At 46.8% G+C, this 24,046-nt stretch carries 20 protein-coding genes; 10 read left to right on the top strand and 10 right to left on the bottom strand.

Translation table 11 applies throughout. The annotated features are described in order from the left end of the window. Positions 1 to 118 precede the first annotated feature (118 nt). Positions 119 to 877, bottom strand: coding sequence for a Nif3-like dinuclear metal center hexameric protein (locus ACED36_RS18280; RefSeq protein ID WP_371733661.1), 759 nt, complete (start codon positions 875 to 877; stop codon positions 119 to 121). A 119-nt stretch (positions 878 to 996) separates the two neighbouring features. Here ACED36_RS18280 and ACED36_RS18275 point away from each other — a divergent pair, with 119 nt between their 5' ends. Beyond that, positions 997 to 1,761: a DUF1853 family protein gene (locus tag ACED36_RS18275; RefSeq protein WP_371733660.1), complete on the top strand. Its 765-nt coding sequence runs from the start codon at positions 997 to 999 to the stop codon at positions 1,759 to 1,761. 49 nt (positions 1,762 to 1,810) lie between these two features. Here ACED36_RS18275 and pgm read toward each other — a convergent pair whose 3' ends face one another. Then, complete coding sequence (gene pgm, locus ACED36_RS18270; RefSeq protein ID WP_017004277.1) at positions 1,811 to 3,457, bottom strand: phosphoglucomutase (alpha-D-glucose-1,6-bisphosphate-dependent); 1,647 nt, start codon at positions 3,455 to 3,457, stop codon at positions 1,811 to 1,813. A gap of 122 nt (positions 3,458 to 3,579) precedes the next feature. Further along, positions 3,580 to 4,125, bottom strand: coding sequence for a replication initiation negative regulator SeqA (gene seqA, locus ACED36_RS18265; protein WP_016961071.1), 546 nt, complete (start codon positions 4,123 to 4,125; stop codon positions 3,580 to 3,582). 100 nt (positions 4,126 to 4,225) lie between these two features. Between seqA and ACED36_RS18260 the strand changes: the two genes are divergently transcribed. The 3 genes from ACED36_RS18260 (at position 4,226) to fldA (ending at position 5,917) form a co-directional block, all read left to right on the top strand. Then, a complete protein-coding gene (locus tag ACED36_RS18260; RefSeq protein WP_371733659.1) occupies positions 4,226 to 4,999 on the top strand; it encodes an alpha/beta fold hydrolase in 774 nt (257 codons plus the stop codon). Positions 5,000 to 5,058: 59 nt separating this feature from the next. Beyond that, positions 5,059 to 5,280 (top strand): DUF2788 domain-containing protein, encoded by a 222-nt coding sequence (locus tag ACED36_RS18255; RefSeq protein WP_016961068.1) that lies wholly within the window; start codon positions 5,059 to 5,061, stop codon positions 5,278 to 5,280. A 109-nt stretch (positions 5,281 to 5,389) separates the two neighbouring features. Further along, positions 5,390 to 5,917, top strand: coding sequence for a flavodoxin FldA (fldA, locus tag ACED36_RS18250; protein ID WP_017005997.1), 528 nt, complete (start codon positions 5,390 to 5,392; stop codon positions 5,915 to 5,917). A 96-nt stretch (positions 5,918 to 6,013) separates the two neighbouring features. On the opposite strand, the gene ACED36_RS18245 is transcribed toward fldA, so the two are convergent. Next, positions 6,014 to 6,487, bottom strand: coding sequence for a DUF4442 domain-containing protein (locus tag ACED36_RS18245; protein WP_371733658.1), 474 nt, complete (start codon positions 6,485 to 6,487; stop codon positions 6,014 to 6,016). 194 nt (positions 6,488 to 6,681) lie between these two features. On the opposite strand from ACED36_RS18245, the gene fur reads away from it, so the two are divergent. After that, a complete protein-coding gene (gene fur / locus ACED36_RS18240; RefSeq protein ID WP_016961065.1) occupies positions 6,682 to 7,131 on the top strand; it encodes a ferric iron uptake transcriptional regulator in 450 nt (149 codons plus the stop codon). Between the two features lie 182 nt (positions 7,132 to 7,313). Here the strand turns inward: fur and glnS are convergent, their stop codons facing one another. The 3 genes from glnS to nagE all read right to left on the bottom strand — a co-directional run bounded on the left by glnS (position 7,314) and on the right by nagE (position 13,381). Next, positions 7,314 to 8,978: a glutamine--tRNA ligase gene (gene glnS / locus ACED36_RS18235; RefSeq protein ID WP_371733657.1), complete on the bottom strand. Its 1,665-nt coding sequence runs from the start codon at positions 8,976 to 8,978 to the stop codon at positions 7,314 to 7,316. 135 nt (positions 8,979 to 9,113) lie between these two features. Next, positions 9,114 to 11,789, bottom strand: a complete 2,676-nt coding sequence (locus tag ACED36_RS18230) for a beta-N-acetylhexosaminidase (RefSeq protein ID WP_371733656.1) — start codon at positions 11,787 to 11,789, stop codon at positions 9,114 to 9,116. 95 nt (positions 11,790 to 11,884) lie between these two features. Beyond that, complete coding sequence (nagE, locus tag ACED36_RS18225) at positions 11,885 to 13,381, bottom strand: N-acetylglucosamine-specific PTS transporter subunit IIBC (RefSeq protein WP_016961062.1); 1,497 nt, start codon at positions 13,379 to 13,381, stop codon at positions 11,885 to 11,887. 265 nt (positions 13,382 to 13,646) lie between these two features. On the opposite strand from nagE, the gene nagB reads away from it, so the two are divergent. The 5 genes from nagB to asnB all read left to right on the top strand — a co-directional run bounded on the left by nagB (position 13,647) and on the right by asnB (position 20,484). After that, positions 13,647 to 14,447 carry a glucosamine-6-phosphate deaminase gene (nagB, locus tag ACED36_RS18220; protein ID WP_016961061.1) on the top strand — a complete coding sequence of 267 codons (801 nt, stop codon included), beginning with the start codon at positions 13,647 to 13,649 and terminating at the stop codon, positions 14,445 to 14,447. A 15-nt stretch (positions 14,448 to 14,462) separates the two neighbouring features. Continuing rightward, positions 14,463 to 15,599, top strand: coding sequence for an N-acetylglucosamine-6-phosphate deacetylase (gene nagA, locus ACED36_RS18215; RefSeq protein ID WP_016961060.1), 1,137 nt, complete (start codon positions 14,463 to 14,465; stop codon positions 15,597 to 15,599). Between the two features lie 7 nt (positions 15,600 to 15,606). Then, positions 15,607 to 16,824: an ROK family protein gene (locus ACED36_RS18210; protein ID WP_016961059.1), complete on the top strand. Its 1,218-nt coding sequence runs from the start codon at positions 15,607 to 15,609 to the stop codon at positions 16,822 to 16,824. Between the two features lie 173 nt (positions 16,825 to 16,997). Continuing rightward, the gene (locus ACED36_RS18205; protein ID WP_016961058.1) at positions 16,998 to 18,566 is read left to right on the top strand and encodes a cation:proton antiporter family protein; all 1,569 of its coding nucleotides are present in this window, start codon (positions 16,998 to 17,000) and stop codon (positions 18,564 to 18,566) included. 244 nt (positions 18,567 to 18,810) lie between these two features. Then, complete coding sequence (gene asnB, locus ACED36_RS18200; protein ID WP_016961057.1) at positions 18,811 to 20,484, top strand: asparagine synthase B; 1,674 nt, start codon at positions 18,811 to 18,813, stop codon at positions 20,482 to 20,484. A 196-nt stretch (positions 20,485 to 20,680) separates the two neighbouring features. Here asnB and ACED36_RS18195 read toward each other — a convergent pair whose 3' ends face one another. The 3 genes from ACED36_RS18195 to adk form a co-directional block, all read right to left on the bottom strand. Beyond that, positions 20,681 to 21,985, bottom strand: coding sequence for an inosine/guanosine kinase (locus ACED36_RS18195; RefSeq protein ID WP_016961056.1), 1,305 nt, complete (start codon positions 21,983 to 21,985; stop codon positions 20,681 to 20,683). 141 nt (positions 21,986 to 22,126) lie between these two features. Next, the gene (gene hemH, locus ACED36_RS18190) at positions 22,127 to 23,098 is read right to left on the bottom strand and encodes a ferrochelatase (protein ID WP_026023975.1); all 972 of its coding nucleotides are present in this window, start codon (positions 23,096 to 23,098) and stop codon (positions 22,127 to 22,129) included. A 234-nt stretch (positions 23,099 to 23,332) separates the two neighbouring features. Next, complete coding sequence (gene adk, locus ACED36_RS18185) at positions 23,333 to 23,977, bottom strand: adenylate kinase (RefSeq protein WP_016961053.1); 645 nt, start codon at positions 23,975 to 23,977, stop codon at positions 23,333 to 23,335. Between the last annotated feature and the right edge of the window lie 69 nt (positions 23,978 to 24,046).

Here is a 24,046-nt window from a genome sequence, read left to right as displayed (position 1 = left end):
AATCAGGCCTTGAAAGCCGCTTAACAGAAATGTCCAACTTTACGGGGTCACTTCATAATGCGGCGTTTTTTTATTTTAAATATGAGTATCTAAGCCAGAATATTAGATTTAGCGAACCCTATACTGGATTGTCAATATCGATAAAGGTGACGTCCATCTTATGATTTTCTGCCAACCACTCACCCAAAGATTGAATACCATAACGCTCTGTCGCGTGATGACCTGCACCAAAATAATGTATACCCTGCTCTCTCGCAGAAAAAGTTGTTCTTTCTGACACCTCGCCTGAAATGAACGCATCCATCCCTTTACTTGCCGCCAAATCAATATAATCCTGGCCGCCGCCAGTACACCAACCAACACGTTTAATGTTTCGATGACTGCCACCATTAATAAACAGCGGTTTTCTGTTGAGTCGGCTTTCAATCAAAGCAGAAAATGCATCACCGGTAATTGCATCGGGCAACTCCCCCCACACCGCAACAGAATTAGGATTTCCATCTTCCAATCCTCCGCGTTGTTCAATACCCAGTAGGCTAGCAAGTTGTGCGTTGTTGCCTACTTCTGGATGTACATCAAGTGGCAAATGATACGCATACAGGTTGATCCCATGCTCAATCAAGGCCTTGATGCGACGAAACTTCATTCCTTTAATCGGCTCTGGCTCGCCACGCCAAAAATAACCGTGGTGAACCAACACAGCATCAGCACCATGAGCAATCGCAGCATCAATCAATGCTTGTGAAGCAGTCACACCTGTCACGACTTTCATCACGTCAGGTTTACCTTCTACCTGCATACCATTAGGACAGTAATCTTTAATCAAATGAGGTTTTAATAAACCATTCAGGAGGGTTTCGAGCTCAAAATTGTTCATTTATGATCCTAGATCAGGCGATGACTTTCAATCATTCTACCCAGCATTGACGTGCAGGTGAACTCACATTCCGATAAGCTGTTAATTCTCAATCAGTCAATACGTTATGGACATTACGCATGTTTGCAGATAAAGCACAAGTTGCCCGAGACATGGATTGGATAGCCAATACGCAAACTATTGTGCAGCTACCTTCACGGTATCAGTTTGATCATCAATTCTGGCAAGGTGTGCCAAAGATGAACTGGCCAGGCTATGAGGGCGGTCAACGTATCGGTTTTTATTATCAATGGCTGGTTAAGCAATGTATTCATTCACACCCAAGCTATCAGCTAGTGACAGAAGAAATACAGGTCATGACGGATGGACGTACTCTTGGCGCTGTCGATTTTATTGTCGAAAACCCGCAAGGCCAATTAGAACATTGGGAAGTGGCCGTTAAATTTTATTTGGCATTTAACACCGACTGGCATGGCCCAAACGGCAAAGATACACTGGCTAAGAAATATCAAAAGATGACAACCCAACAGCTGTTACTTTCTAATACCGAGGAATTCCTATCGCAATTTCCGCAGTATCCCATCAGCCAACGAAAACTCTTGATGCCAGGCAGGCTATATACCAACCCCTTTCTCCCTAAACATAAAGTCACTACGCCATCAGTGACATCAGATGCGGTTTGCGGGCATTGGTGCTGGCCTTCTCAATTACCCAGTGATAGACGTTTTTATCATCTTCACCGTCATCAATGGATGGAAGCGCCATCAGTTCATGAGCTTGATGAATTTACACTGAAGCTGCCATTGTTACGTGCACAGCATGTTATCGATGAACAGGGAGTGCGCTGGTTCGTTGTACCCGAGACTTGGCCTGAGCCCCATTAAAAAAGCCACCGATTTTCGGTGGCTTTATACACAACATTAGCGGCTACGTTTACAGGCCTGCGCTTTTGAACACTTCGCTGACGATTTTCTTCGCTTCTTCTTGGATCTCACGAAGGTGCTCGTCGCCTTTGAAGCTCTCACAGTAAATCTTGTAGATGTCTTCCGTGCCAGACGGACGTGCCGCAAACCAACCAAATTCAGTGGCGACTTTCAAACCGCCAATCGCTTGGCCATTGCCTGACGCATGAGTAAGTTTGGCTGTAATTGCATCACCCGCTAAGGTTTCAGCCGTCACCATCTCAGCGGAGAGCTTGCTCAGTACCGCTTTTTGCTCACCGTTGGCAGGCGCTTGGATACGCGCATAACAAGACGCGCCAAACTTTGCCGCTAGCTCGTCATAGTACTGCTGTGGGTTTTTGCCGGTGACGGCAGTGATTTCTGCGGCTAACAAACAAAGTAAAATACCATCTTTGTCCGTTGACCATGGCGTACCATCCATACGGAGGAATGATGCACCTGCGCTTTCTTCCCCGCCAAAGCCTAATTCGCCGCTATACAGTCCATCAACAAACCATTTAAAACCGACAGGCACTTCGCACAGTTTTCGGCCGAGATTCTCAACCACTTTGTCGATGATCGCACTTGATACCAGTGTTTTCCCAACCCCCACTTCACTGCCCCATTGTGGGCGATGCTGATAAAGGTAATCAATGCACACAGCGAGGTAGTGATTTGGGTTCATCAAACCCGCAGGTGTCACAATGCCATGGCGATCAAAATCGGGGTCGTTACCAAACGCGAGATCATATTGATCTTTGTATGCCAGCAGTCCTGCCATTGCTGAAGGCGACGAACAATCCATGCGGATCACGCCATCTTTATCCAATGACATAAAGCGGAATGACGGATCGATATCGTCATTCACTAGCGTAATATCTAGGTCGAAATGTATCGCGATGGCTTTCCAGTAATCAATACCAGAGCCGCCCAGCGGATCAACACCGATATGCAGTTTGGCTTTTTTGATGGCTTCGATATCAACAACCTGACCTAACTCACGCACATAAGGCATGACCAGATCCGTTTCAATAAACAGATCGCTCTCAGTCGCTTGCGCAAAACTGATGCGACGTACGCCATTGAGGCCAGCTGCAATCAACGCATTCGCGCGTTGCTCAATGGCCTTCGTTAACTCACCTTCCGCAGGACCACCATGTGGCGGGTTGTATTTGATACCACCATCTTGAGGCGGGTTGTGAGAAGGCGTAATAACAATGCCATCTGCTTGCATCTCGTTGGTTTTGTTGTGCGTCAAAATGGCATAAGAGATACCCGGCGTCGGCGTGTAACCACCGTCTGCCTGCGCAATCACTTTCACGCCGTTTGCGACCAGTACTTCTACCACAGAGCAAAATGCGGGCTCAGACAATGCGTGCGTATCTTTACCTACGAAGAGTGGGCCAGTGAACCCTTTCTCAGCGCGCACATCTGCAATCGCTTGTGCTATCGCCAGAATATGATCCTGATTGAAGGTATATTTATCTGCACTACCACGGTGACCCGAGGTGCCAAACTCTACTTTATGAGCAGGGTTGCTTGGATCCGGCGTCAGCTGAAAATAGTTCGACACCAATAGAGGAATGTTATGAAGATCTTGTTGCTGAGCACGTTGCCCCGCGCGATCAAAACTAGCCATGAGTTCGCATCCTTTCAGGAAATCTAATTCATAAAAATACAAAGAGGCTCGTCAATGACAGAGCCTCTATTCGATCTTATGTATTCGCAGTAAGCATTTCGATGTGATTTATTGCGATATACTTAGATTTCGCCAACAACTTTTTCAGTAATGTCGCTAGCAAAACCCATTTTAGTCATCAGCTGCTCAACCATCTGGCGCTTACGACCGGTATTCGTATTGGTGATCACCCAAAACGGGGTGCTCGGAATGTGCTTAGGTTTCGTTGTTTTGCCACTTTCTAGCAAGGTTTGCTCGTTATCAGCGAAGTAAACGCGAGTACGGCCTTTCAACGCAGTAACCTCTGAAAACGCTGGACCATCAATACGATAAAGTGTTGACAGAACAAGCATAAAACGTCCGATCGCTCTTTCTTGCGCTGCAAATTCGTCAGAGATCAACAATGAGCGCATTTCTTTAACGCGATCCACAGAATCGTGTTTTCCCGCATCTTTGCTGACAACAATTCCCTTTGGCTTATTAGCGGGAGTCAATGTCGCAACGGGTTCTTGCTCCATCTGCGGTGCCATTAACAGGCGGCGCAGGATGTCCGATGCACTTTCGCCAATGTGATGCGTTTGGCTGGCAATGTACCGGTATAGCTCTTCATCAACCTCAATTGTCTTCATCGTTTGATCATCGTGTCCTAATTACAATTCAACGGGGCGATTATACAGAGTTAGACAGGTATACTCTACGGCAAACGATTCATATTGAGAGAAAAGAACGGTGTTTTTGAACTACAAGATCCAAGGAGAAGGACACCCTTTGCTGTTGATCCACGGACTTTTTGGCAGTCTGGACAACCTAGGGGGACTCGCACGCGTATTGGCTGAGCATTATAAGGTCTATCAAATTGATCTGCCGAACCATGGACAGTCGCCACGCTCTGAACAGGTAGACTACCTTTCACAAGCTAATGCAGTGAAAGCGTTCTTGTTTCAACAAGGCCTTGATCGCGTCTCCGTCGTCGGTCACTCCATGGGGGGTAAAGTCGCGATGATGCTTGCCATCACCTGCCCCGATCTTGTTGATCAATTGGTGGTCATGGATATTGCGCCCGTCGCTTACCAAGTCCGTCGACACGATGCCGTTTTTTCGGGTTTAAATGCTTCTGTGCAATCCCCCATCTCAAATAGAAAAGAGGCGGAAGCGCGTTTAGCAGAGCATATTCAAGAGCCCGGCGTCCGCCAATTCTTACTTAAGTCACTGGCAAAGCAAGAGAACGGAGAGTTTGGGTGGCGCTTTAACGTTAACGCATTGGAAGTGAACTACAGTGACATTACTGACTGGCCCGCGAGTGGCAAGTTCGACGGTGACACGTTATTTATGAAAGGTGCGGATTCGGATTACATTTCGGCGCAACATCGTGATGACATCGAGCGCCAATTTCCTCAAGCAAAAGCGCACGTGATTGCGAATACCGGACATTGGTTGCACGCTGAAAAACCCGACACAGTTGCCCGTGTGATCACTCGCTTTTTAACAAAGTCAGGGCGTTAACAGACCGGTCTGAGTTGTGATATAGTGCGCGACGAAATAGGTTCCGAAAGGAGAGGGAAATGCTGTACGAGCATTTTGAATTGCTCGAAACGATAGGACTTGATCTGCTGTTTGCAGCAATCTTCTTCTTCATCGGCATGGCAATCAAGGACGTTTTAAAGGAAGGGAACGTACCGCCTTTTGGCCGACGCATTGTTTGGCTGGTACTTTTCTTAGGTTGCGCAGGTTTCATTACCAAAGGCGTGATTCAGTTTTTCTGGGAAGGCGCAGGCATCGGCTGATTGTCAGCATCTTACCCAAAACAGCAAGAAGGCTTGTCCTTCTTCTACACTTTAGAATTTGGGATGTGTATATTGCATCTCGACTAACAGAAAACAGGTATTCTCTATTATGGCGAGCGTAGGTCTCTTCTTTGGCAGCGATACAGGTAACACTGAAGCTATCGCCAAGATGATTCAAAAACAACTGGGTAAACAACTGGTACACGTTCAGGATATTGCTAAGAGCAGCAAAGAAGACATCAACAACTTCGACCTGCTGTTACTGGGTATCCCAACGTGGTATTACGGTGAAGCGCAGTGTGACTGGGACGACTTTTTCCCAGAGCTTGAGCAAGTTGATTTCTCAACCAAACTCGTTGCGATTTTTGGTTGTGGTGATCAAGAAGACTACGCAGAGTATTTCTGTGATGCGATGGGCACCGTTCGTGACATCGTTGAGACTAAAGGTGGCACTATCATTGGCCATTGGCCGACTGAAGGCTACGAGTTTGAAGCATCAAAAGCCTTGGTAGATGATAGCCACTTTGTTGGCCTATGTGTCGATGAAGACCGCCAACCAGAGCTAACTGCCCAGCGCGTTGAAACTTGGGTTAAACAAATCCACGAAGAAATGTGCTTGTCGGAATTGGAAGGTTAATTCCCTCCTCCGGCGGCAAAAAAACGCGCCCCGAGCGCGTTTTTTTATGCCTGCTATTTGTGTAGCCTCGCAAATTCGTGATGTTTGGATAAATGCTTAAGGCTCTTGACGGTACTTCGGCTTTTTTCGCACATACAGCACCCGCCTGACACGACTGACGACTTCGCCACCCTCATCAACAACATTGACAACAAATTCGGGAAACACCTTGTCGCCGCTGGCCGTTGCATGCTGAATGGAAGTAATTGTTTCTTCCGAGATAATAAATTCTGCAAACAAATCCGACGAACCTGGTTTGATGAAGTTAATGTCCGCTTCTTTGTCCCAAACAAAGTATTTTTCACCCAAAATCCCCATCAACATCAGGGCATAAGTTGGATCTGTCATTGAAAAAATACTGCCACCATACTGAGTACGGTTGGCATTTTTATTCCACCAGCGAAGCTTTAAACGCATTTTAACAAAACGAAAATCATCGCTGATCTCTAGAATTTTAATGCCAGCCCCCCAAAATGGTGGCCAGCAGTTAAGCGCAAATTTCACTATCCCTGGTTTGTAGTATTTATACACAGTAACTCCCTTTCTGGTCTAACCAGTTTATCGTGCCATTTTTGCTTAACAACAACAAGCCGCAAAACCAACCAATTAGGTCAGTTATTTATCGCGTGACACTGGCGGCGACTTATCACATTTGTTACGCTAACACACAACTTTTCCCGTTCTCACAATTACAGGGAAAAAAGCAATTACGTAGGAAGAACCGGATGTCAGATAATAACAAGGCACTGAAAGACGCAGGACTGAAAGTCACGTTGCCACGATTAAAAATCCTAGAAGTCCTGCAACAACCGGACTGTCAGCATATCAGCGCCGAAGATCTCTATAAGAAATTGATTGATATTGGCGAGGAGATTGGCCTTGCTACCGTTTATCGTGTTCTAAACCAGTTTGACGATGCTGGGATTGTCACCCGTCACCACTTTGAAGGTGGTAAATCAGTATTTGAGCTCGCAACGCAGCAGCATCACGACCATTTGGTGTGTTTAGATTGCGGAAAAGTGATTGAATTCACAGATGAAGTCATTGAACAACGTCAAAGAGAAATTGCGACTCGCTTCAATGTACGTCTGACAAACCATAGCTTATATCTCTATGGTCACTGCATCGAAGGCGACTGTAAGACTGATGAAACGCTGCACGATGCACGCTCTTAAGTCACCTTTGTAATTCAGCCTCTGTCTGTTTTAGTCACTAAAATAACAAGCATAAAAAACCGGAGCTTATGCTCCGGTTTTTTCGTTTACTACGGGTGATACACCAATCGGATTAAGTAAGCGGTCATAAATTTGCGCAGTAATAATTGGCAAGAATGACTGAGTACTGATTCTGGTTGGTATTAGCCGTCAATTTTCGCCCAAGTGTCACGAAGACCCACGGTGCGGTTAAAGACCAGTGCATCTTCCGAGCTGTCTTTACGATCTGTGCAGAAATAGCCCATGCGCTCAAACTGATAACCTTGCTCAGCAGCCGCTGCTTTTAGGCTAGGCTCAACAAAGCCATGAACCACAGTCAGTGACTCAGGGTTGATTGTTGCAGCGAAATCATCAGCAGCACCAGGATTTGGCACAGTGAACAAGCGATCATAAAGACGGATTTCAGCGGGTAAACCTGCATCAGCAGATACCCAGTGAATCACGCCTTTAACTTTACGGCCATCCGCTGGATCTTTACCCAAGGTTTCTGGATCGTAAGTACAGTAAACCGTCGTGATCTTGCCATCTGCGTCTTTATCACAACGCTCAGCTTTCACCACGTATGCATTACGCAGACGCACTTCTTTACCTAGTACCAGTCGCTTGTATTTCTTATTCGCTTCTTCGCGGAAATCTTCAGCTTCAATCCAGATTTCACGACTGAACGGCACATGGCGCTCACCCATTTCTGGTTTGTTCGGGTGATTCGGCGCTGACAAGGTTTCAATCTCACCATCGAAGTTTTCAATCACCAGCTTAATAGGATCGAGAACGGCCATGGCACGCGGTGCATTGTCGTTCAAGTCATCACGAATACAAGACTCAAGAGAGCCGATCTCAATCGTGTTCTCTTGCTTGGTGACACCAATGCGCTTACAGAACTCACGAATAGACGTTGGCGTGTAACCACGACGACGTAGACCTGAGATCGTTGGCATACGCGGGTCATCCCAGCCATGGACCAGATTCTCACTCACCAATTGGCTAAGTTTACGCTTAGACATCACGGTGTATTCAAGATTCAGGCGGCTGAACTCATACTGGCGCGGTTGACACTCAATGGTGATATTTTCCAATACCCAATCGTACAGACGACGGTTATCTTGGAATTCCAACGTACACAAGCTGTGTGTAATGCCTTCAAGCGCATCAGAGATACAATGTGTAAAGTCATACATTGGGTAGATGCACCACTTATCACCGGTTTGGTGATGGTGGGCAAAACGCACTCGGTACAATACAGGATCGCGCATCACCATGAACGGCGACGCCATATCGATTTTCGCGCGTAGGCAAGCTCTACCTTCTGCGAATTCACCGTTCTTCATTTTGTCGAACAGTGCTAAGTTCTCTTCAACGCTACGTTCACGGTATGGGCTGTGCTTACCCGGTGCAGTCAATGTTCCGCGATATTCACGGATTTCATCTGCACTCAGCTCTTCCACATACGCCAAGCCTTTCTCGATCAATTCGACGGCATAACCGTGCAAACGGTCAAAGTAGCCAGACGAATAACACACTTCGCCGCTCCATTGGAAACCCAGCCAGTTCACATCGCTTTTGATTGATTCAACAAATTCGATGTCTTCTTTTTCTGGGTTCGTATCGTCAAAACGCAGGTTACATTGACCTTGATAGTCTTTAGCAATACCAAAGTTCAAACAGATCGACTTCGCGTGACCAATGTGAAGATACCCATTCGGCTCCGGAGGGAAACGCGTATGAACTGTTGTATGAACACCACCAGCCAAATCTTTATCGATGATTTGACGGATAAAGTTGCTTGGACGAGCCTCAGACTCACTCATCAAAAAATACCTCGTAGGAAGAACTACATGAAATTAAGTCAATGATCCACGATCACGAGGTTTTACTCAACCTCTACAGAACGTCGAGACGAAAAAAAGCCCGCATATAGCGGGCTTCTGAGTCATAAGGTGTCGTTATAGTGACACTACACGGCCTTCACGTTGTTTGTCAGCACTCAATGCACGTACTTTTACATTGCTTGCGTCGGACACGGTAACAGGTGCAGCGTAATCAGCCCACGTTTCACCGCCGTCTACAGAGTACTGAAGTGGCAGACCAGGCATGCTGATGTTCATGTGCAGTTTACCTGCTTCAATCATAGCGCCAGGAACTGGGATACGGTATTGAATACCCGCCGCGTCCAGTTTCGCCATTTCACGTTGACCCATTACGTTTGCAAAGCGTGTCCAATCTTGCAACTGAGCGTCTTTGTTTACGTGGTCGGTATCAAGGTTAAAGGCTTTACCCGCTTGGTAGTCCAATTCCCAATCTGCTTTATGCCATGCGCGTTCTGCAGCAGCAATGACACGCGGGAACACCATGAATTCATACTGCTCGTCAGTACGAACGGTTTCGCTCCATAGCTGCGCAGACAAACCGTGGAAGCCTTTCGATTCCACAGTGCCTTTGCCGTTAAAGCCATTACCATCACGGTCTACTGATGTTTCAGCGTTCTGTGGCAAGTTTTCTGGTGCAAAGCCAAACATTTTACGCGTATCAGTAGCACGGGTTGCCCAATAGTAACCACGTTCTTTTGGATCAACCTCGTAAGGCATATCCATGTAAACGTAGTCTGGGTTTGACACGATCACGTCATAACCCTTATTCGCCCACTCGTAAGCCGATGCGTCTCCGCCCCAGTACAGAACGTCCCAGAAGTTAACGCGAACGTTGTCAGTGTCAAATGCTGATGCATCTTTCGAATACTTCAGGCCATCCTGCCACGCTTGGAAGTTAGGAATATCATGCGCCGCAACCACCTTGCTTACGCGCTCAGCAAAGTAGCTTGGCAGGTGACCGAAATCTTCTGCCACACCTTCTGCAATCGCTTTTTGACACACTGGCGACTTAGCGAAAGGCTTGTCTTCCTTGCTCAGATCAATGTTACCTTTCCAAGAAACAGGCTCTGCTGCATTCACGTCTTGGAAACCTGCGTTTAGCTTGATGTTCTTCGCTTCGTCACCACCAAAATGCCACGTCGTCAGAGGCATACCTGCTTCCGCGTGCATGGCTTTAACTTCGGTGATCACTTTGTCCACGAAGTTCACTGATGAATCCATGCATGGGTTGATGAAGCTGCGCTTGTCATAAAGCTGAACCGTCGTCACATTTGATGTATCCAACGGATCCATCAGACGGAACTCTTCTGCTTTAGCCAGATCGCCTTGCTCTGCATACTTGCTGTAGCGTGCTTCCATAGAAACAACGGCTGCACGAGAGTGAGCTGGCATATCGATTTCAGGGATCACTTCAATACCGCGTGCCTTCGCATGGCGCAGGATTTCCATGTAATCCGCTTTAGAGAAGAAACCTGAACCGAAGTTTTCAGTTGTTGGACCTGAACCCAGTTGTGGCAGAAGACATGAGGTTTCAGACAAATCATGACAACGATCCGCGCCGACTTCTGTCAGTTCTGGCAGGCCTGGGATCTCTAGTCGCCAGCCCTCGTCATCAGTCAGGTGAAGGTGCAGTTTGTTCAGCTTGTACGCCGCCATCTGATCAATCGTGCGCAGCATGGCTTCTTTTGAGTGGAAGTTACGCGCAACGTCAACCATCACACCGCGGTATTCAAAGCGAGGGGCATCTTCAATCGCAACCCATGGCAGCATGCCGCTGTCGTCTTTGTCCATCAATGCCATCAGTGATTGCAAACCGTAGAATGCACCTACACTGTCAAAACCAAGAACATCAACACCTGCTGCATTCACTGCTAGCTTGTAAGCACCCGATACCGCTTCTTCGCCGCTAAATGCTGTCGCATCAACATGGATGTTAAGTGCGATATCACCGTCTACGTTGACACCCAAAAGCGCTGCACGATCTTCAAATGCCGCCAATTGGTCAGCATCTAGAGCATTGTTCGTCACAGCAAAGCCAGACGTGACATGCAGAGCGCCACGCATTTGCTTAGTTTTCAGTGGTGTTGGGATAATAGATGCTTCAATCGCACCATCCGACAGTTGCGCTACATCGCTGTTTTTTGCAAAGCGCGATGCCGCGGTTGCCAAGATATTGTTGTCTTCAGGCGTGCGTTTCCACTTGTTCCCATCGATTTCAGCAACAAATGCATCAACGTTTTCAGTGTCCATTGAAGCGATGGTTTTTGGTGTTGCATCACCAGCAACAACATACGCACGTGGCATAAAGTCAGTTTCAAACAACTGCCAGTATTCCGCAATCAGGGGAATTTCGATTTTTTCGCCAGCCGCGAAACCATCGAAAGATTGTGTTGGCGTCAGCGCGTAAAGATCACCCGTTAGGTGTTCAATCGTGAAGTCGTCACTTGCGACATCTAGGAACACACGAATGCTGTGCAGATAGATTGTCCAATCGTTGCTAGCAACGGCATCGCCTTCATTAACAACCGTCATGTTTACTTTGTTACAAGATGCCCACTCAGCGCCCATGTCCTGACATGCTAGACCTTCTTGCGCACCATGGTTGGTTTGAACGTCGTAGCTAATGTTCAGCTGAGAAGCCAATGCATCTACCGTTGCTTGTTGTGCAGAGCCAGAAGGCAGAACGCCACAACCAGCCAGACCTGCAGCAACCGCTGCAGATAAGATTCCCATCTTAAATGTCTTATTCATTTGTATTTTTCCCTACGATTTAGCCGAATTCGGCCCAAAAAAAGCCGACCCCGCTAAGGGCCGGCTATATTGACTGTTTAGTCAGTATAATTTAATTAAGGCAGTTTGATTTCCGTCAAGTCTTCAGTTGTGCCGACTTTTTTCATTTCGCCAGCAACGATTTCTGCCAAAGGACCCAAGATAACCTGCAGGTTATTGGTGCCCAATTTAACAACACCCATCGCACCTAGTGCTTTCAGTGTTTTCTCGTCGATCTGAGCGCCATCTTTAACAGTCAGACGTAGACGAGTAATACATGCATCGATAGTCGTCAGGTTGTCGTGACCGCCCAACGCTTTCAAATACTGGCGAGCCAGGATGCTGGTTTCTTTAGATGCTTCAACACCATTTGATTCAGCGTCGTCATCTAGGTCTTCACGACCAGGCGTTTTCAGGTTGAACTTAACAATCGCGGTGCGGAACACGGCATAGTAAACACCGAAGAAAACCAGACCTTGAACGATAAGCATGTACCAGTTAACAGCCAGCGGGTTACGTGTAGACAAGAACATGTCAACAAGACCTGCAGAGAAACCGAAACCTGCAATCCACTGCATAGATGCAGCGATGTATACAGAGATACCAGTCAGAAGTGCGTGAAGCACATACAGACCAGGAGCCAAGAACATGAATGAGAATTCAAGAGGTTCTGTTACACCGGTAAAGAACGATGCGAAACCAGCAGCGATCATGATAGATGCTACTTTTTCTTTGTTCTCAGGCTTAGCCGTGTGGTAGATAGCTAGCGCTGCACCTGGCAGACCAAACATCATGATTGGGAAGAAGCCCGCTTGGTACATACCTGTTACACCAACAGTTGCAGTACCTTCAGCCAGAGACTTAGCGCCACCCAGGAAGTTAGGAATATCGTTAATGCCAGCAACATCGAACCAGAATACTGAGTTCAGAGCGTGGTGCAGACCCACTGGGATCAAAAGACGGTTAAAGAATGCATAGATACCTGCACCCAGTTCGCCCATGCCCTGAATACCTTCACCGAAGTTAACCAGACCACCGTAAACAGTTGGCCATACGTACATCAGGATGAAAGAAACAATGATTGCAGCAAAAGAAGTAACAATTGGAACCAAACGCTTGCCCGAGAAGAACGACAACGCTTTGTGCAGTTCTACTGTTGAGAAACGGTTGTACAGTTCCGCTGACATGATACCGACCAAGATACCAACGAATTGGTTCTGGATCTTACCGAAAGCCGCTGGAACAGCACTTGGGTCAATATTTTGAATTTGAGCAACAGCACCTGGCGACAGTAGCGTCGTAACAACGTACATACCAACCAGACCTGCTAGTGCAGCAGCGCCGTCTTTGTCTTTAGACATACCGTAGGCAACACCTACAGCAAACAGCCAAGACATGTTATCGATAATTGCAGCGCCTGCTTTAATCAAGAATGCCGCCAGAACGCTGTTCGCGCCCCAACCGGTCGGATCGATAAAGTAGCCGATACCCATTAAGATTGCAGCTGCAGGAAGCGTGGCAACGGGTACCATTAACGCTTTACCTACTTTTTGGAAATAACCGAGAATATTCACCTGTGTTCCCCCTATAGTGGTTCTTTCTCAGAGATGTAATGACAACATGGGACTTTTTTTACTATCCAATGTGGGTCAGGTGGAGTTTATTCCATTAATTTCGCCCCGCAAATTAAAACAGGTGCAATTGTGATTTTTGTCACTCAAAACGATACGAGATCCTGTTTTTTGCTAGCACCATCATAAAACTTATTTTATGATGAAAACTAAGATACAAATCCACTATGCTGTATAGTCTGAATTTGAATTAATTAAGAGGTGTACCGTGAGACTTATCCCTTTACAAACCGCACATGAAGTAGGCTTTTGGTCAGCACGCTATATTGTTGATGCAATTAACAAATTTGCTCCAACTGAAGATCGTCCGTTTGTTCTGGGTTTGCCAACTGGTGGCACTCCACTGAACACGTATAAGCAACTGATTAATCTTCATAAGCAAGGCGAAGTAAGCTTTAAAGATGTGGTTACGTTCAACATGGACGAGTACTGCGGCATCCCAGCAGATCATCCAGAATCTTACCGTAGCTTCATGTTCAATAACTTCTTCAATCACATTGATATTAAAGAAGAAAATATTAACCTTCTGAACGGTAACACTGACGATCATGAAGCAGAATGCCAACGTTACGAAGAGAAGATTAAATCTTACGGTCGTATTAACCTGTTCATGGGTGGCATTGGCAACGACGGTCACATCGCATTTAACGAGCCAGCATCGTCACTTTCATCACGTACTCGTATCAAAACCTTGACGGAAGATACCCGTATTGCTAACTCTCGTTTCTTTGATAATGACATCAACCAAGTACCTAAACACGCACTGACCATTGGCGTAGGTACCTTGCTTGACGCAAAAGAAGTGATGATTCTGGTTACAGGTCACAACAAAGCACTTGCTCTGCAAGCAGCGGTAGAAGGTTCAGTGAACCACCTATGGACTGTCTCTGCACTTCAATTGCACCCTAAAGCACTGATGATTTGTGACGAACCATCAACAGCTGAGCTTAAAGTGAAGACAGTTAAGTACTTCCATGAGCTAGAAGCTGAAAACATCAAAAACCTGTAAGGTAAGGAAGTATTCATGTACGCACTGACTAACTGCCGAATTTTTACTGGTAGCGAAGTGCTGGATAATCATGCTGTCATCGTCGATGGTGGCCTGATCCAGAACGTTTGTCCTGAAAGTGAATTGCCAGAAGGCATTGAAACTCGTTCACTTGATGGCGCATATCTCAGCCCTGGCTTCATCGATCTACAACTCAACGGTTGTGGTGGTGTGATGTTCAACGATGAAGTGACCGCGGACACTATCCACACGATGCATCTGGCTAACCTGAAGTCTGGTTGCACCAGCTTCTTGCCAACACTGATCACGTCTTCTGATGAAGATATGAAGGCATCAGTCAGTGCGATTCGTGATTACCAAGCACAATACGAGCATCAAGCACTCGGTTTGCACCTTGAAGGTCCATACCTGAATGTTGCAAAAAAAGGCATTCACAGTGTTGATTTCATTCGTCGTTCAGATGACGCAATGATCGATTTCATCACTGCTAATGCCGATGTCGTCACGAAAGTGACGCTGGCACCAGAATTAACGCCAGCGGATCATATCCGTCAGTTGGCTGATGCAGGTATCGTTGTATCGGCAGGTCACACCAACGCAAGCTACGTTGAAGCGCGTCTAGGCTTTAAAGCGGGTATCACGTTTGCCACCCACCTGTTCAATGCGATGACGCCAATTGCGGGTCGCGAGCCTGGTATGGTTGGCGCTATCTACGACACCCCGGAGGTTTATACGGGCGTGATTGCAGATGGTTTCCACGTAGATTATGCAAACATTCGCATTGCCCACAAATTGAAAGGTGAGAAACTGGTTCTTGTTACTGATGCAGCAGCGCCTGCAGGAGCAGACATGGATCACTTTATTTTTGTAGGTAAGAAAGTATATTACCGTGATGGTAAGTGTGTTGATGAGAATGGCACACTTGGCGGTTCGGCATTGACCATGATTGAAGCAGTACAAAACTCTGTCGAACACGTAGGCATCGCTTTGGATGAAGTGATCCGCATGGCAACCTTGTATCCTGCACGTGCAATCGGCATGGATGACAAGCTAGGGGCTATCAAGAATGGATATGTCGCTAACCTGACCGTGTTTGATCGCGATTTCAATGTCAAAGCGACTGTAGTTAACGGCGAATATACATTGAATTAGGACATTTATGACAGGCGGACAAATTGGTAACGTAGATCTGGTTAAACAGCTAAACGGTGCCGCCGTTTATCGACTTATCGACCAACAAGGGCCGATATCTCGAATCCAAATTGCTGACGTGAGCAGTCTTGCTCCAGCAAGTGTTACCAAAATTACCCGCCAGTTGCTTGAGCGCGGCCTGATTAAAGAGGTCGCGCAACAAGCGTCCACAGGAGGTCGACGAGCCATCTCGTTGACCACCGAATGCGCCCCTTTTCACTCTCTTGCTGTACGACTCGGCCGTGACCGCATCGAACTAACACTGTTCGACTTGTCGGGCAAACCTCTCGCCGAGCATGACGAAGCGTTTCACTATCCCAATCAGGAAACCCTGATTGAAGGTCTTCTTTTTCACCTTCACAGTTTCCTCGCTAGCCAACAAGACATTGTAAAAGAACTGATTGCCGTGGCGATTTCGCTTCCCGGTCTCGTTGATGCCGAAACAGGTATCGTCGAATACATGCCACATATTACGATCGACAAATTACCGTTAAGTGACTTAATTCGCGATGAATTTGGTGTGCAGTGTTACATCGGAAACGACACCCGGGGTCAGGCACTGGCAGAACATTATTTCGGGGTGAGTAAAAACTACTACGACACCCTACTCGTCAGTGTTCACAATGGTGCTGGTGCAGGTATCATCGTTAATGGCCAAGTGTTTTTAGGCTACAACCGCAACGTTGGCGAGATCGGACACATTCAAATAGACCCGCTCGGCAAGAAGTGTCAGTGTGGTAATTTTGGCTGTCTTGAAACGGTTGCTTCTAATCCAGCTATTATCGAGCACGCACAGCAGCTTTTGGCACAAGGCCATGAAAGCATGCTGCAAGGCAAAAAAGACCTCAACGTATCCGACATCTGTCGTGCTGCTGTTGCCGGTGATGAACTCGCGCGTCAGGTATTGGTAAAGGTAGGTAATCACTTAGGCAAAGCCATCGCGATGACAATTAACTTGTTCAATCCACAACAAGTGGTGATCTCTGGTGAAATTACCGAAGCAAAAAGCGTGGTGTTCCCAGCCATTCAACGCTGCGTAGAAAACCAATCACTAAGAGCCTTCCACCAGAATCTTCCTGTTGTCGCAGCCAGCTTGTCTTCTACTACACCGACACTCGGCGCATTTGCGCTGGTTAAACGCGCGATGCTTAACGGAATATTGCTTCAAAAACTGCTCGAAGACTAAAATTCTGTTACACAAATTAGGCACAGCTTAAGCTAATTTATGTTTAGCTTCATAGGCAACACAGGTTTACCGTGTTGCCTTTGTTTTATCTTATCATTTTCTGTTGTTAGGCCCCCTGTTTGACCGGCTTAGGCTTAAACGCGTTATTTTTTCGCAAGGAAACAATCAAAACCATGGATCTCGTTATCATTGCCGTCGCATTTCTCAGCGGTTTTTTAATGCTGCGCTGCCACATGCCCCCACTCGTCGGCTTCTTGATTGCTGGATTTGGCTTACATGCAGCAGGATTCACCTCCACGCCCGTTATCCAAACGTTAGCCGATTTGGGTGTTACCTTGCTGCTGTTTACTATTGGTCTCAAACTCGACGTAAAGTCTCTGCTCAATAAAGAGATTTGGTTCGGTGCCACACTCCATAACGTGATGACAACTGCACTGTTCTCACTTTGCTTGATGGGCTTTAAGTCACTTGGCTTTTCCGCATTTTCAAGCCTCGCGTTAAACGACATTGTACTTGTTGCTTTTGCTCTCTCTTTTTCCAGTACCGTTTTCGCCATCAAAGCCCTGCAAGAGAAAGGCGAAATGAACGCCACCTACGGCACGTTAGCTATCGGCGTTCTCATCATGCAGGATATCTTTGCCGTTATTTTCCTGACCATCGCCTCAGGAAAAGTGCCCGGTATAGAAGCCCTACTGTTATTTGCATTGCCATTGGCCCGTCCGTTGTTCTTTAAATTACTGGATCGCGTCGGTCATGGTGAAGTCTTAGTGCTTTATGGTGTTTTCCTTGCGTTGGTCGCAGGGGCGGGGTTCTTTGATGCTGTTGGCATGAAAGCAGACCTAGGTGCTCTGCTTCTGGGCATGATGATGGCAGCACATCCCCGTGCATCAGAGATGGCCAAATCACTGTTCAACTTGAAAGAACTCTTTCTGGTGTGCTTTTTCCTTAATATTGGCTTGTCAGAGCAGCCAACGTTGCAAGGATTGATGATTGCGCTATTGCTGTTGCTACTGTTGCCATTAAAAGGCCTGCTTTACTATGTCATATTCAATGGCTTCAAATTCCGTGTCCGGACCTCACTTTTCGCCACGCTCACCCTGTTTAACTACAGTGAATTTGGCTTAATTGTCGGTGGTATTGCCTACCAAATGGGCATCATGCCCGGCAGTATTTTGGTCGCCATCGCCATTGCAGTGTCTTTGTCCTTCATGTTAGCTGCACCACTAAATACGTTCAGTCATAAAATTTACGGTGCTGTATCATCACGCTTCAACGACCCGTCACCAGAGCGAATCCATCATAACGATCAGCTTATCGATCTCGGTGATGCTTCCGTGGTTATCATCGGTATGGGCCGCATAGGCAGTGGTGCGTATGATGAACTCGCAATAGAGTTTCCGTCAAAAGTACTAGGCATTGAAGCGCGTGAAGATTCAGTCGCTAGCCATCAAGAATGCAACAGAAATGTGATTCATGGTGATGCCACAGATCCTGATTTCTGGTCTCGTGTCACCTCCTCTCACCATATCGAACTGATCCTTCTTGCGATGCCTAATAGTCAAGCTAACACCTTGGCCATGGAGCAGATCAATCAATTAGGATTCGACGGCAAAGTCGCCGCTATTGCTAAGTACGTCGATGAACTTGAACAACTCAAAGCGCTTGGCGTTAACGAAGCCTATAACATCTACAACGAAGCAGGTGCGGGTTTTGCTCGCCATGTAAAAGACCAACTGCTTTAAGCCTCATTCTGAAATCCGTGACCACTCTTGTGCTCCCAAGCACAAAAGCGGTCACAAAATCATCAGCACCAATGTTTCATTCACTAAAAACCGCATATTGGTGAATGAAATTAAACTTCACCTCGGGTTTATTATTTTTATCTTCATAACAGGTTGCTTTTTTCTATCAAATTGGCAAATTGAAGACAATACAAAATTGAAACGCGTTTATGATGCGTGCATTAGGGAAGTTTGAGAGGGAATTATGTGTTCTGTATTTGGCATTTTAGATATTAAATCAGATGCGTCAGTGTTACGCGAATCTGCCTTGGAAATGTCCAAGAAGTTACGTCACCGTGGACCGGACTGGTCTGGCATCTATTCATCAGAGCGTGCAATTCTCGCGCACGAACGTCTCGCTATCGTTGGTTTGAACAGCGGCGCACAACCTCTTTATAGCCCTGATGGCAAGCTTATCCTTGCGGTTAACGGTGAGATCTACAACCACAAAGAAATTCGTGCGCGTTACGAAGACAAATACGATTTTCAAACCGATTCAGATTGTGAAGTCATCTTGGCGTTATACCAAGACATGGGTGCAGATCTGCTAGAAGAGCTAAATGGTATTTTCGCCTTTGTTCTTTATGACGAAGATAAAGACGAATATCTGGTTGGTCGTGACCACATTGGTATTATCCCGCTATACCAAGGCTACGATGAGTACGGCAACTACTTTGTTGCATCAGAAATGAAAGCACTCGTGCCTGTGTGTAAAACCATCAGCGAATTCCCTCCAGGTTCGTACTACCGCTCTCAAGATGCAGAGCCACAGCGCTACTACATTCGTGATTGGAATGAGTACGCAGCCGTACAAAACAACTCTACCAGCAAAGAAGAGCTGACTGAAGCACTGGAAGCTGCTGTAAAGCGCCAGTTGATGACTGACGTACCTTACGGTGTATTGCTATCAGGCGGTCTAGACTCGTCAATCACCTCTGCAGTTGCGAAACGCTACGCGGCAATGCGCATTGAAGATGATGGACAATCAGCCGCATGGTGGCCTCAGCTTCACTCTTTTGCCATTGGTCTTGAAGACGCACCCGATCTCAAAGCCGCACGTGAAGTGGCTGAGCAAATTGGTACTGTTCACCATGAAATGACGTACACCATCCAAGAAGGTTTAGACGCGATTCGTGATGTGATTTATCACATTGAAACCTATGACGTGACGACCATCCGCGCTTCGACGCCTATGTATCTGCTAGGACGTAAAATCAAGGCGATGGGCATCAAAATGGTCCTGTCTGGTGAAGGTGCAGACGAAATCTTCGGCGGTTACTTATACTTCCACAAAGCACCAAATGCCAAAGAGTTCCACGAAGAAACCGTGCGTAAACTGCTTGCGCTGAACATGTTTGACTGTGCACGCGCCAACAAATCACTGGCTGCATGGGGTGTTGAAGGTCGTGTACCTTTCCTCGATAAAGAGTTCATCGACGTAGCAATGCGCCTGAACCCTGCAGACAAGATGTGTGGCAACGGCAAAATGGAGAAGCACATTCTTCGTGAGTGTTTCGAGCACTACTTGCCAGAAGCGATTGCATGGCGCCAGAAAGAGCAGTTCTCTGATGGCGTAGGTTATGGCTGGATTGATACATTGAAAGCTGTTGCTAACGAGAAAATCTCTGATCAGCAAATGGAAACCGCCAGCTACCGTTTCCCTTACAACACGCCAACGACAAAAGAAGCTTACGTTTACCGTGAGATCTTTGAAGAGTTGTTCCCACTGCCATCAGCAGTAGAGTGTGTACCAGGTGGTCCATCAATCGCATGTTCAAGTGCGAAGGCCATTGAGTGGGATGAAAGCTTCAAAAACGCAGCAGACCCTTCAGGTCGCGCAATTGCAGCAGTTCACAACGAAGCCTACTCAAAAGCATAAACACCAGCATCCACCAATAAAAAAACCGCCATCACGGCGGTTTTTTATTTTTCGTCTCTAGCAAAGACCCGTTATCTCAACGCATTTGACACCAAGGCAAGGCGATGAAATGGTGACTGCTTAGTAGCTTAGTTCACTCAGTGACTAACAGCATTCATAAAATCAACGCAGCATCAGTGCCCAATAAGGCAGAGATTTAGCGCTCCCAGTAAGCTTCTTCCAGAGAATCTTCTCTCTCTGGCAAGCCGCGAGAAAGGCGCGGAGAATGCTGCGCCAACACTTCATAACTCACTCGGTTTGCGTACTTACACACCTGTGAAAACGAACTGTAGGTCAAGAACTGATGCACATGCTTGCTTGAGTTTGGCACGTTATCGCGATGGTAACGGTTTGCAGACATATCGTGCAGTACCGCTGACAACGCGCCATCGCCCGCACCATTGGTGTTTTTGATACGCTCTGGACCGCCCATGTAAGGCGCAATATGTGAATACACCTTCACTGGGTTAACGCACTGATCTTTCATCATCGGACGGCTGAATTCATAGCGGTTGAACTCAGCAATCGAACCTGGCAGCAATGGCAATGTGGTCTCACGTTTTGCATCATCATCGGTGTAACCTGCCATGTAAAGGCCAATTGGGCCCGCGGTGCAAAGCACCATGTCGACCCAATCCAACGTTTTGTCTGCAGCCACTAACGGATCAGATTCACCGGTTAGTGCTTCTGCTTCTTCTTCGTTCATGGCAACCACGGACACGTGCTCTGCCAAGAACTCACGCCACCATTGCGGGTTATTTTGAATGACGTACTTAGTACCCATGGTCATTACAACTGGCACATCATATTTTTTCGCGTATTCAATGGCTTTCATTGTCGCTTCAGGCATCGGATCGCCTTCCTTGCAACGCACCAAATAGGCAGTTAGCACCAGTGCCGACGCATTTTTAAAGATGTGCTCAGGAATAGATTGCGGTGTCAGCTGATTCATCAGCCCTTCACTAATAGCAAAGGTACGCTCGCCTTCCTCACTGATAAGCGCATAGCAACGACCAATTGGGCCTTGCACTGCTTCGAGATAATTCAGATCCATACGGCTAGACGTGTTGCACAAGTAGCGGTAAGAATAGCTACCAATGGTGATATCGCGGCTCATCACACCCAGAAGGATCGACTTATCATCTGCCAGCGTGGAATAGTTATGTAGCGTATTCCCAATCGTGCCACCCGCAAACTCATGGCTGATCATGTTGTTTTCTTTTAGCTCTTGATACAGCGCTTCTGCTCGCTTGTCATCAATCACCAAAGAATGGCCCTTACTTAGCCCATACTTTTCCACAAATTCATCGCTCACCTTCGCTTCAATATCAACCAGCGTTTGGTCAATACCGATAACATGAGGACGTTTCAGCTTACGTTGTTCACTCGCTTGAACAATCAATGGATCGCGGGCATGTACCGGAAAATAATGCTTAGACTTGCGTTGGCCTGGGAATTTCATGATTCAATGCGTCGTAGTAGGGGCGAAAATGAGAATTCTATCACAGATTTTTGAGGGTGGAATATCCCAATTACAAATATACCCGAGCACAGATCATATGCTCGGGTATAACATCAAAACGCAATCAGGTGGGAACTGGGGCTACCAATTTTGGGTATGACGCTCAACCAACTGTTTCATCATGGCAATATGCGCGGGAGAATCATTTAGGCAAGGAATAAAGTTAAAGACTTCCCCGCCCGCTTCCATAAACGTCTCGTGGCATTGATCAGAGATTTCTTCCAACGTCTCTAGGCAATCGACCGAAAATGCAGGAGAAATGATGTCAAGGCGTTTAACCCCTTCCTTTGGCAATTGCTCCAATGTTTTGTCGGTATATGGCTGTAGCCACTCTTCCCGACCAAAACGTGATTGGAACGTGGTTTTTATCGCGACATCGGTATCGAGACGTGCAATTAGCTTTTCCGTGGTCGCTAGGCAATGCTCGCGATACGGGTCACCGTTATCCGCATAACGTTTAGGAATACCATGATAAGAACACACCAACATGTCAGGCTTTCCATTCGCAGCCCACTGCGCTTCGACCGATTGAGCCAAGGCATCAATGTAGCTGTCCTCACTGTAATAGTGATTAATAAACCGAAACTCAGGCAAGACAGGTTGGTCTTTTAACGATTTGGCCAGCTTATCAAACACCGCCGCCGTGGTAGTGCGTGAATATTGAGGGTACAAAGGTAGCACCAAAATCTTGTTACAACCTCTGTCCTTCAACGCGCTCACTGCAGACGCTATGCTTGGCGACCCGTATGTCATGCCAATCTCAACGGGGATATCCAGAATTTGCTCTAGCGCCGCTTGCTGACGCTTTGAGTGCACCATTAACGGTGAGCCCTCATCCATCCATACGCTTTGATACAGCTTTGCCACTTTCGGCGAGCGCACAGGAAGGATAATACCGTGTAACAACGGGCACCAGAGCCAGCGAGTCATATCAACCACTCGCTGATCGTGCAAAAACTCACTTAAAAATGCGCTAACTGCTTTGGCGGTTGGCGCTTCTGGCGTTCCAAGATTAACCAGCAGAACCCCTACATTGTTTTCGTTATTTTCCATTTCAACCTGCTTAAACAGAGCGTTATCAATACACTGACCCAAGATTCATCTCATCGAGATTAGCGGGTTTCGTCTTAAAGGCAAAGCGTTAACTACATACTCTTTTTGTATCCAGTAACCTTGAGAAGTTTGGGAATAGAGGAACACAGAGCATGAGTCCAATACTGCTTCATTCATTAAAGCGATCAAAAAAGGGCAATCATAAGATTGCCCTTTTTGCATCGAAAAAAGGAATTAACCTAGTGCTTTTTCGATCGCTTCGCTCACGTCAGAAACTTGCAGTGTTCCATCGAACTTCAGGTATTGAGTGTTACCTGCTTCAGCTTCTTTTTGGTAATAAGCAATCAGTGGAGAAGTTTGCTCATGGTATACGCCAAGACGTGCCAGAACGGTTTCTTCTTTGTCGTCATCGCGAACAACCAGATCTTCACCCGTGATGTCATCCTTACCTTCCACTTTTGATGGATTGTAAACGACATGGTAAGTACGACCAGAAGCTAGGTGGGCACGACGACCGCTCATGCGTTCAACGATAACGCTATCAGCAACGTCGAACTCCAAAACGTAATCCACATTTACACCGACTTCTTTCAGGCCATCCGCCTGAGGAATCGTGCGTGGGAAGCCATCCAACAGGAAGCCTTTCGCACAATCTTCCTGTGCGATGCGCTCTTTTACCAGACCCAGAATGATATCGTCAGATACCAATTGACCTGCGTCGATAACCGCTTTCGCCTGTTTGCCCATTTCAGTGCCTGCTTTTATTGCAGCACGCAGCATGTCACCAGTGGAAATTTGTGGAATACCATATTTTTCCATGATGAATTGCGCTTGAGTACCTTTACCTGCACCTGGAGCGCCCAGAAGAATGATGCGCATAGTTATCCCCTTTCTTTACTTTGGAGTTTCGCAAAAACCTGAAACATACACGGTTATTGATACCTAAAC

The organism is Enterovibrio sp. FF113 (assembly GCF_041439165.1).
Classification (GTDB): Bacteria; Pseudomonadota; Gammaproteobacteria; order Enterobacterales; family Vibrionaceae; genus Enterovibrio; species Enterovibrio norvegicus_A.
The sequence above is the reverse complement of the archived record's forward strand: the minus strand, read 5'-3'. Positions and strand labels throughout refer to the sequence as shown.

What these genes read in the sequence shown, in the direction of transcription:
- ACED36_RS18280 (WP_371733661.1), bottom strand. Translation starts at nt 877, where the DNA reads ATGAACAATTTTGAGCTCGAAACCCTCCTGAATGGTTTATTAAAACCT.
- ACED36_RS18275 (WP_371733660.1), top strand. Translation starts at nt 997, where the DNA reads ATGTTTGCAGATAAAGCACAAGTTGCCCGAGACATGGATTGGATAGCC.
- pgm (WP_017004277.1), bottom strand. Translation starts at nt 3,457, where the DNA reads ATGGCTAGTTTTGATCGCGCGGGGCAACGTGCTCAGCAACAAGATCTT.
- seqA (WP_016961071.1), bottom strand. Translation starts at nt 4,125, where the DNA reads ATGAAGACAATTGAGGTTGATGAAGAGCTATACCGGTACATTGCCAGC.
- ACED36_RS18255 (WP_016961068.1), top strand. Translation starts at nt 5,059, where the DNA reads ATGCTGTACGAGCATTTTGAATTGCTCGAAACGATAGGACTTGATCTG.
- fldA (WP_017005997.1), top strand. Translation starts at nt 5,390, where the DNA reads ATGGCGAGCGTAGGTCTCTTCTTTGGCAGCGATACAGGTAACACTGAA.
- fur (WP_016961065.1), top strand. Translation starts at nt 6,682, where the DNA reads ATGTCAGATAATAACAAGGCACTGAAAGACGCAGGACTGAAAGTCACG.
- glnS (WP_371733657.1), bottom strand. Translation starts at nt 8,978, where the DNA reads ATGAGTGAGTCTGAGGCTCGTCCAAGCAACTTTATCCGTCAAATCATC.
- ACED36_RS18230 (WP_371733656.1), bottom strand. Translation starts at nt 11,789, where the DNA reads ATGAATAAGACATTTAAGATGGGAATCTTATCTGCAGCGGTTGCTGCA.
- nagA (WP_016961060.1), top strand. Translation starts at nt 14,463, where the DNA reads ATGTACGCACTGACTAACTGCCGAATTTTTACTGGTAGCGAAGTGCTG.
- ACED36_RS18210 (WP_016961059.1), top strand. Translation starts at nt 15,607, where the DNA reads ATGACAGGCGGACAAATTGGTAACGTAGATCTGGTTAAACAGCTAAAC.
- ACED36_RS18205 (WP_016961058.1), top strand. Translation starts at nt 16,998, where the DNA reads ATGGATCTCGTTATCATTGCCGTCGCATTTCTCAGCGGTTTTTTAATG.
- asnB (WP_016961057.1), top strand. Translation starts at nt 18,811, where the DNA reads ATGTGTTCTGTATTTGGCATTTTAGATATTAAATCAGATGCGTCAGTG.
- ACED36_RS18195 (WP_016961056.1), bottom strand. Translation starts at nt 21,985, where the DNA reads ATGAAATTCCCAGGCCAACGCAAGTCTAAGCATTATTTTCCGGTACAT.
- hemH (WP_026023975.1), bottom strand. Translation starts at nt 23,098, where the DNA reads ATGGAAAATAACGAAAACAATGTAGGGGTTCTGCTGGTTAATCTTGGA.
- adk (WP_016961053.1), bottom strand. Translation starts at nt 23,977, where the DNA reads ATGCGCATCATTCTTCTGGGCGCTCCAGGTGCAGGTAAAGGTACTCAA.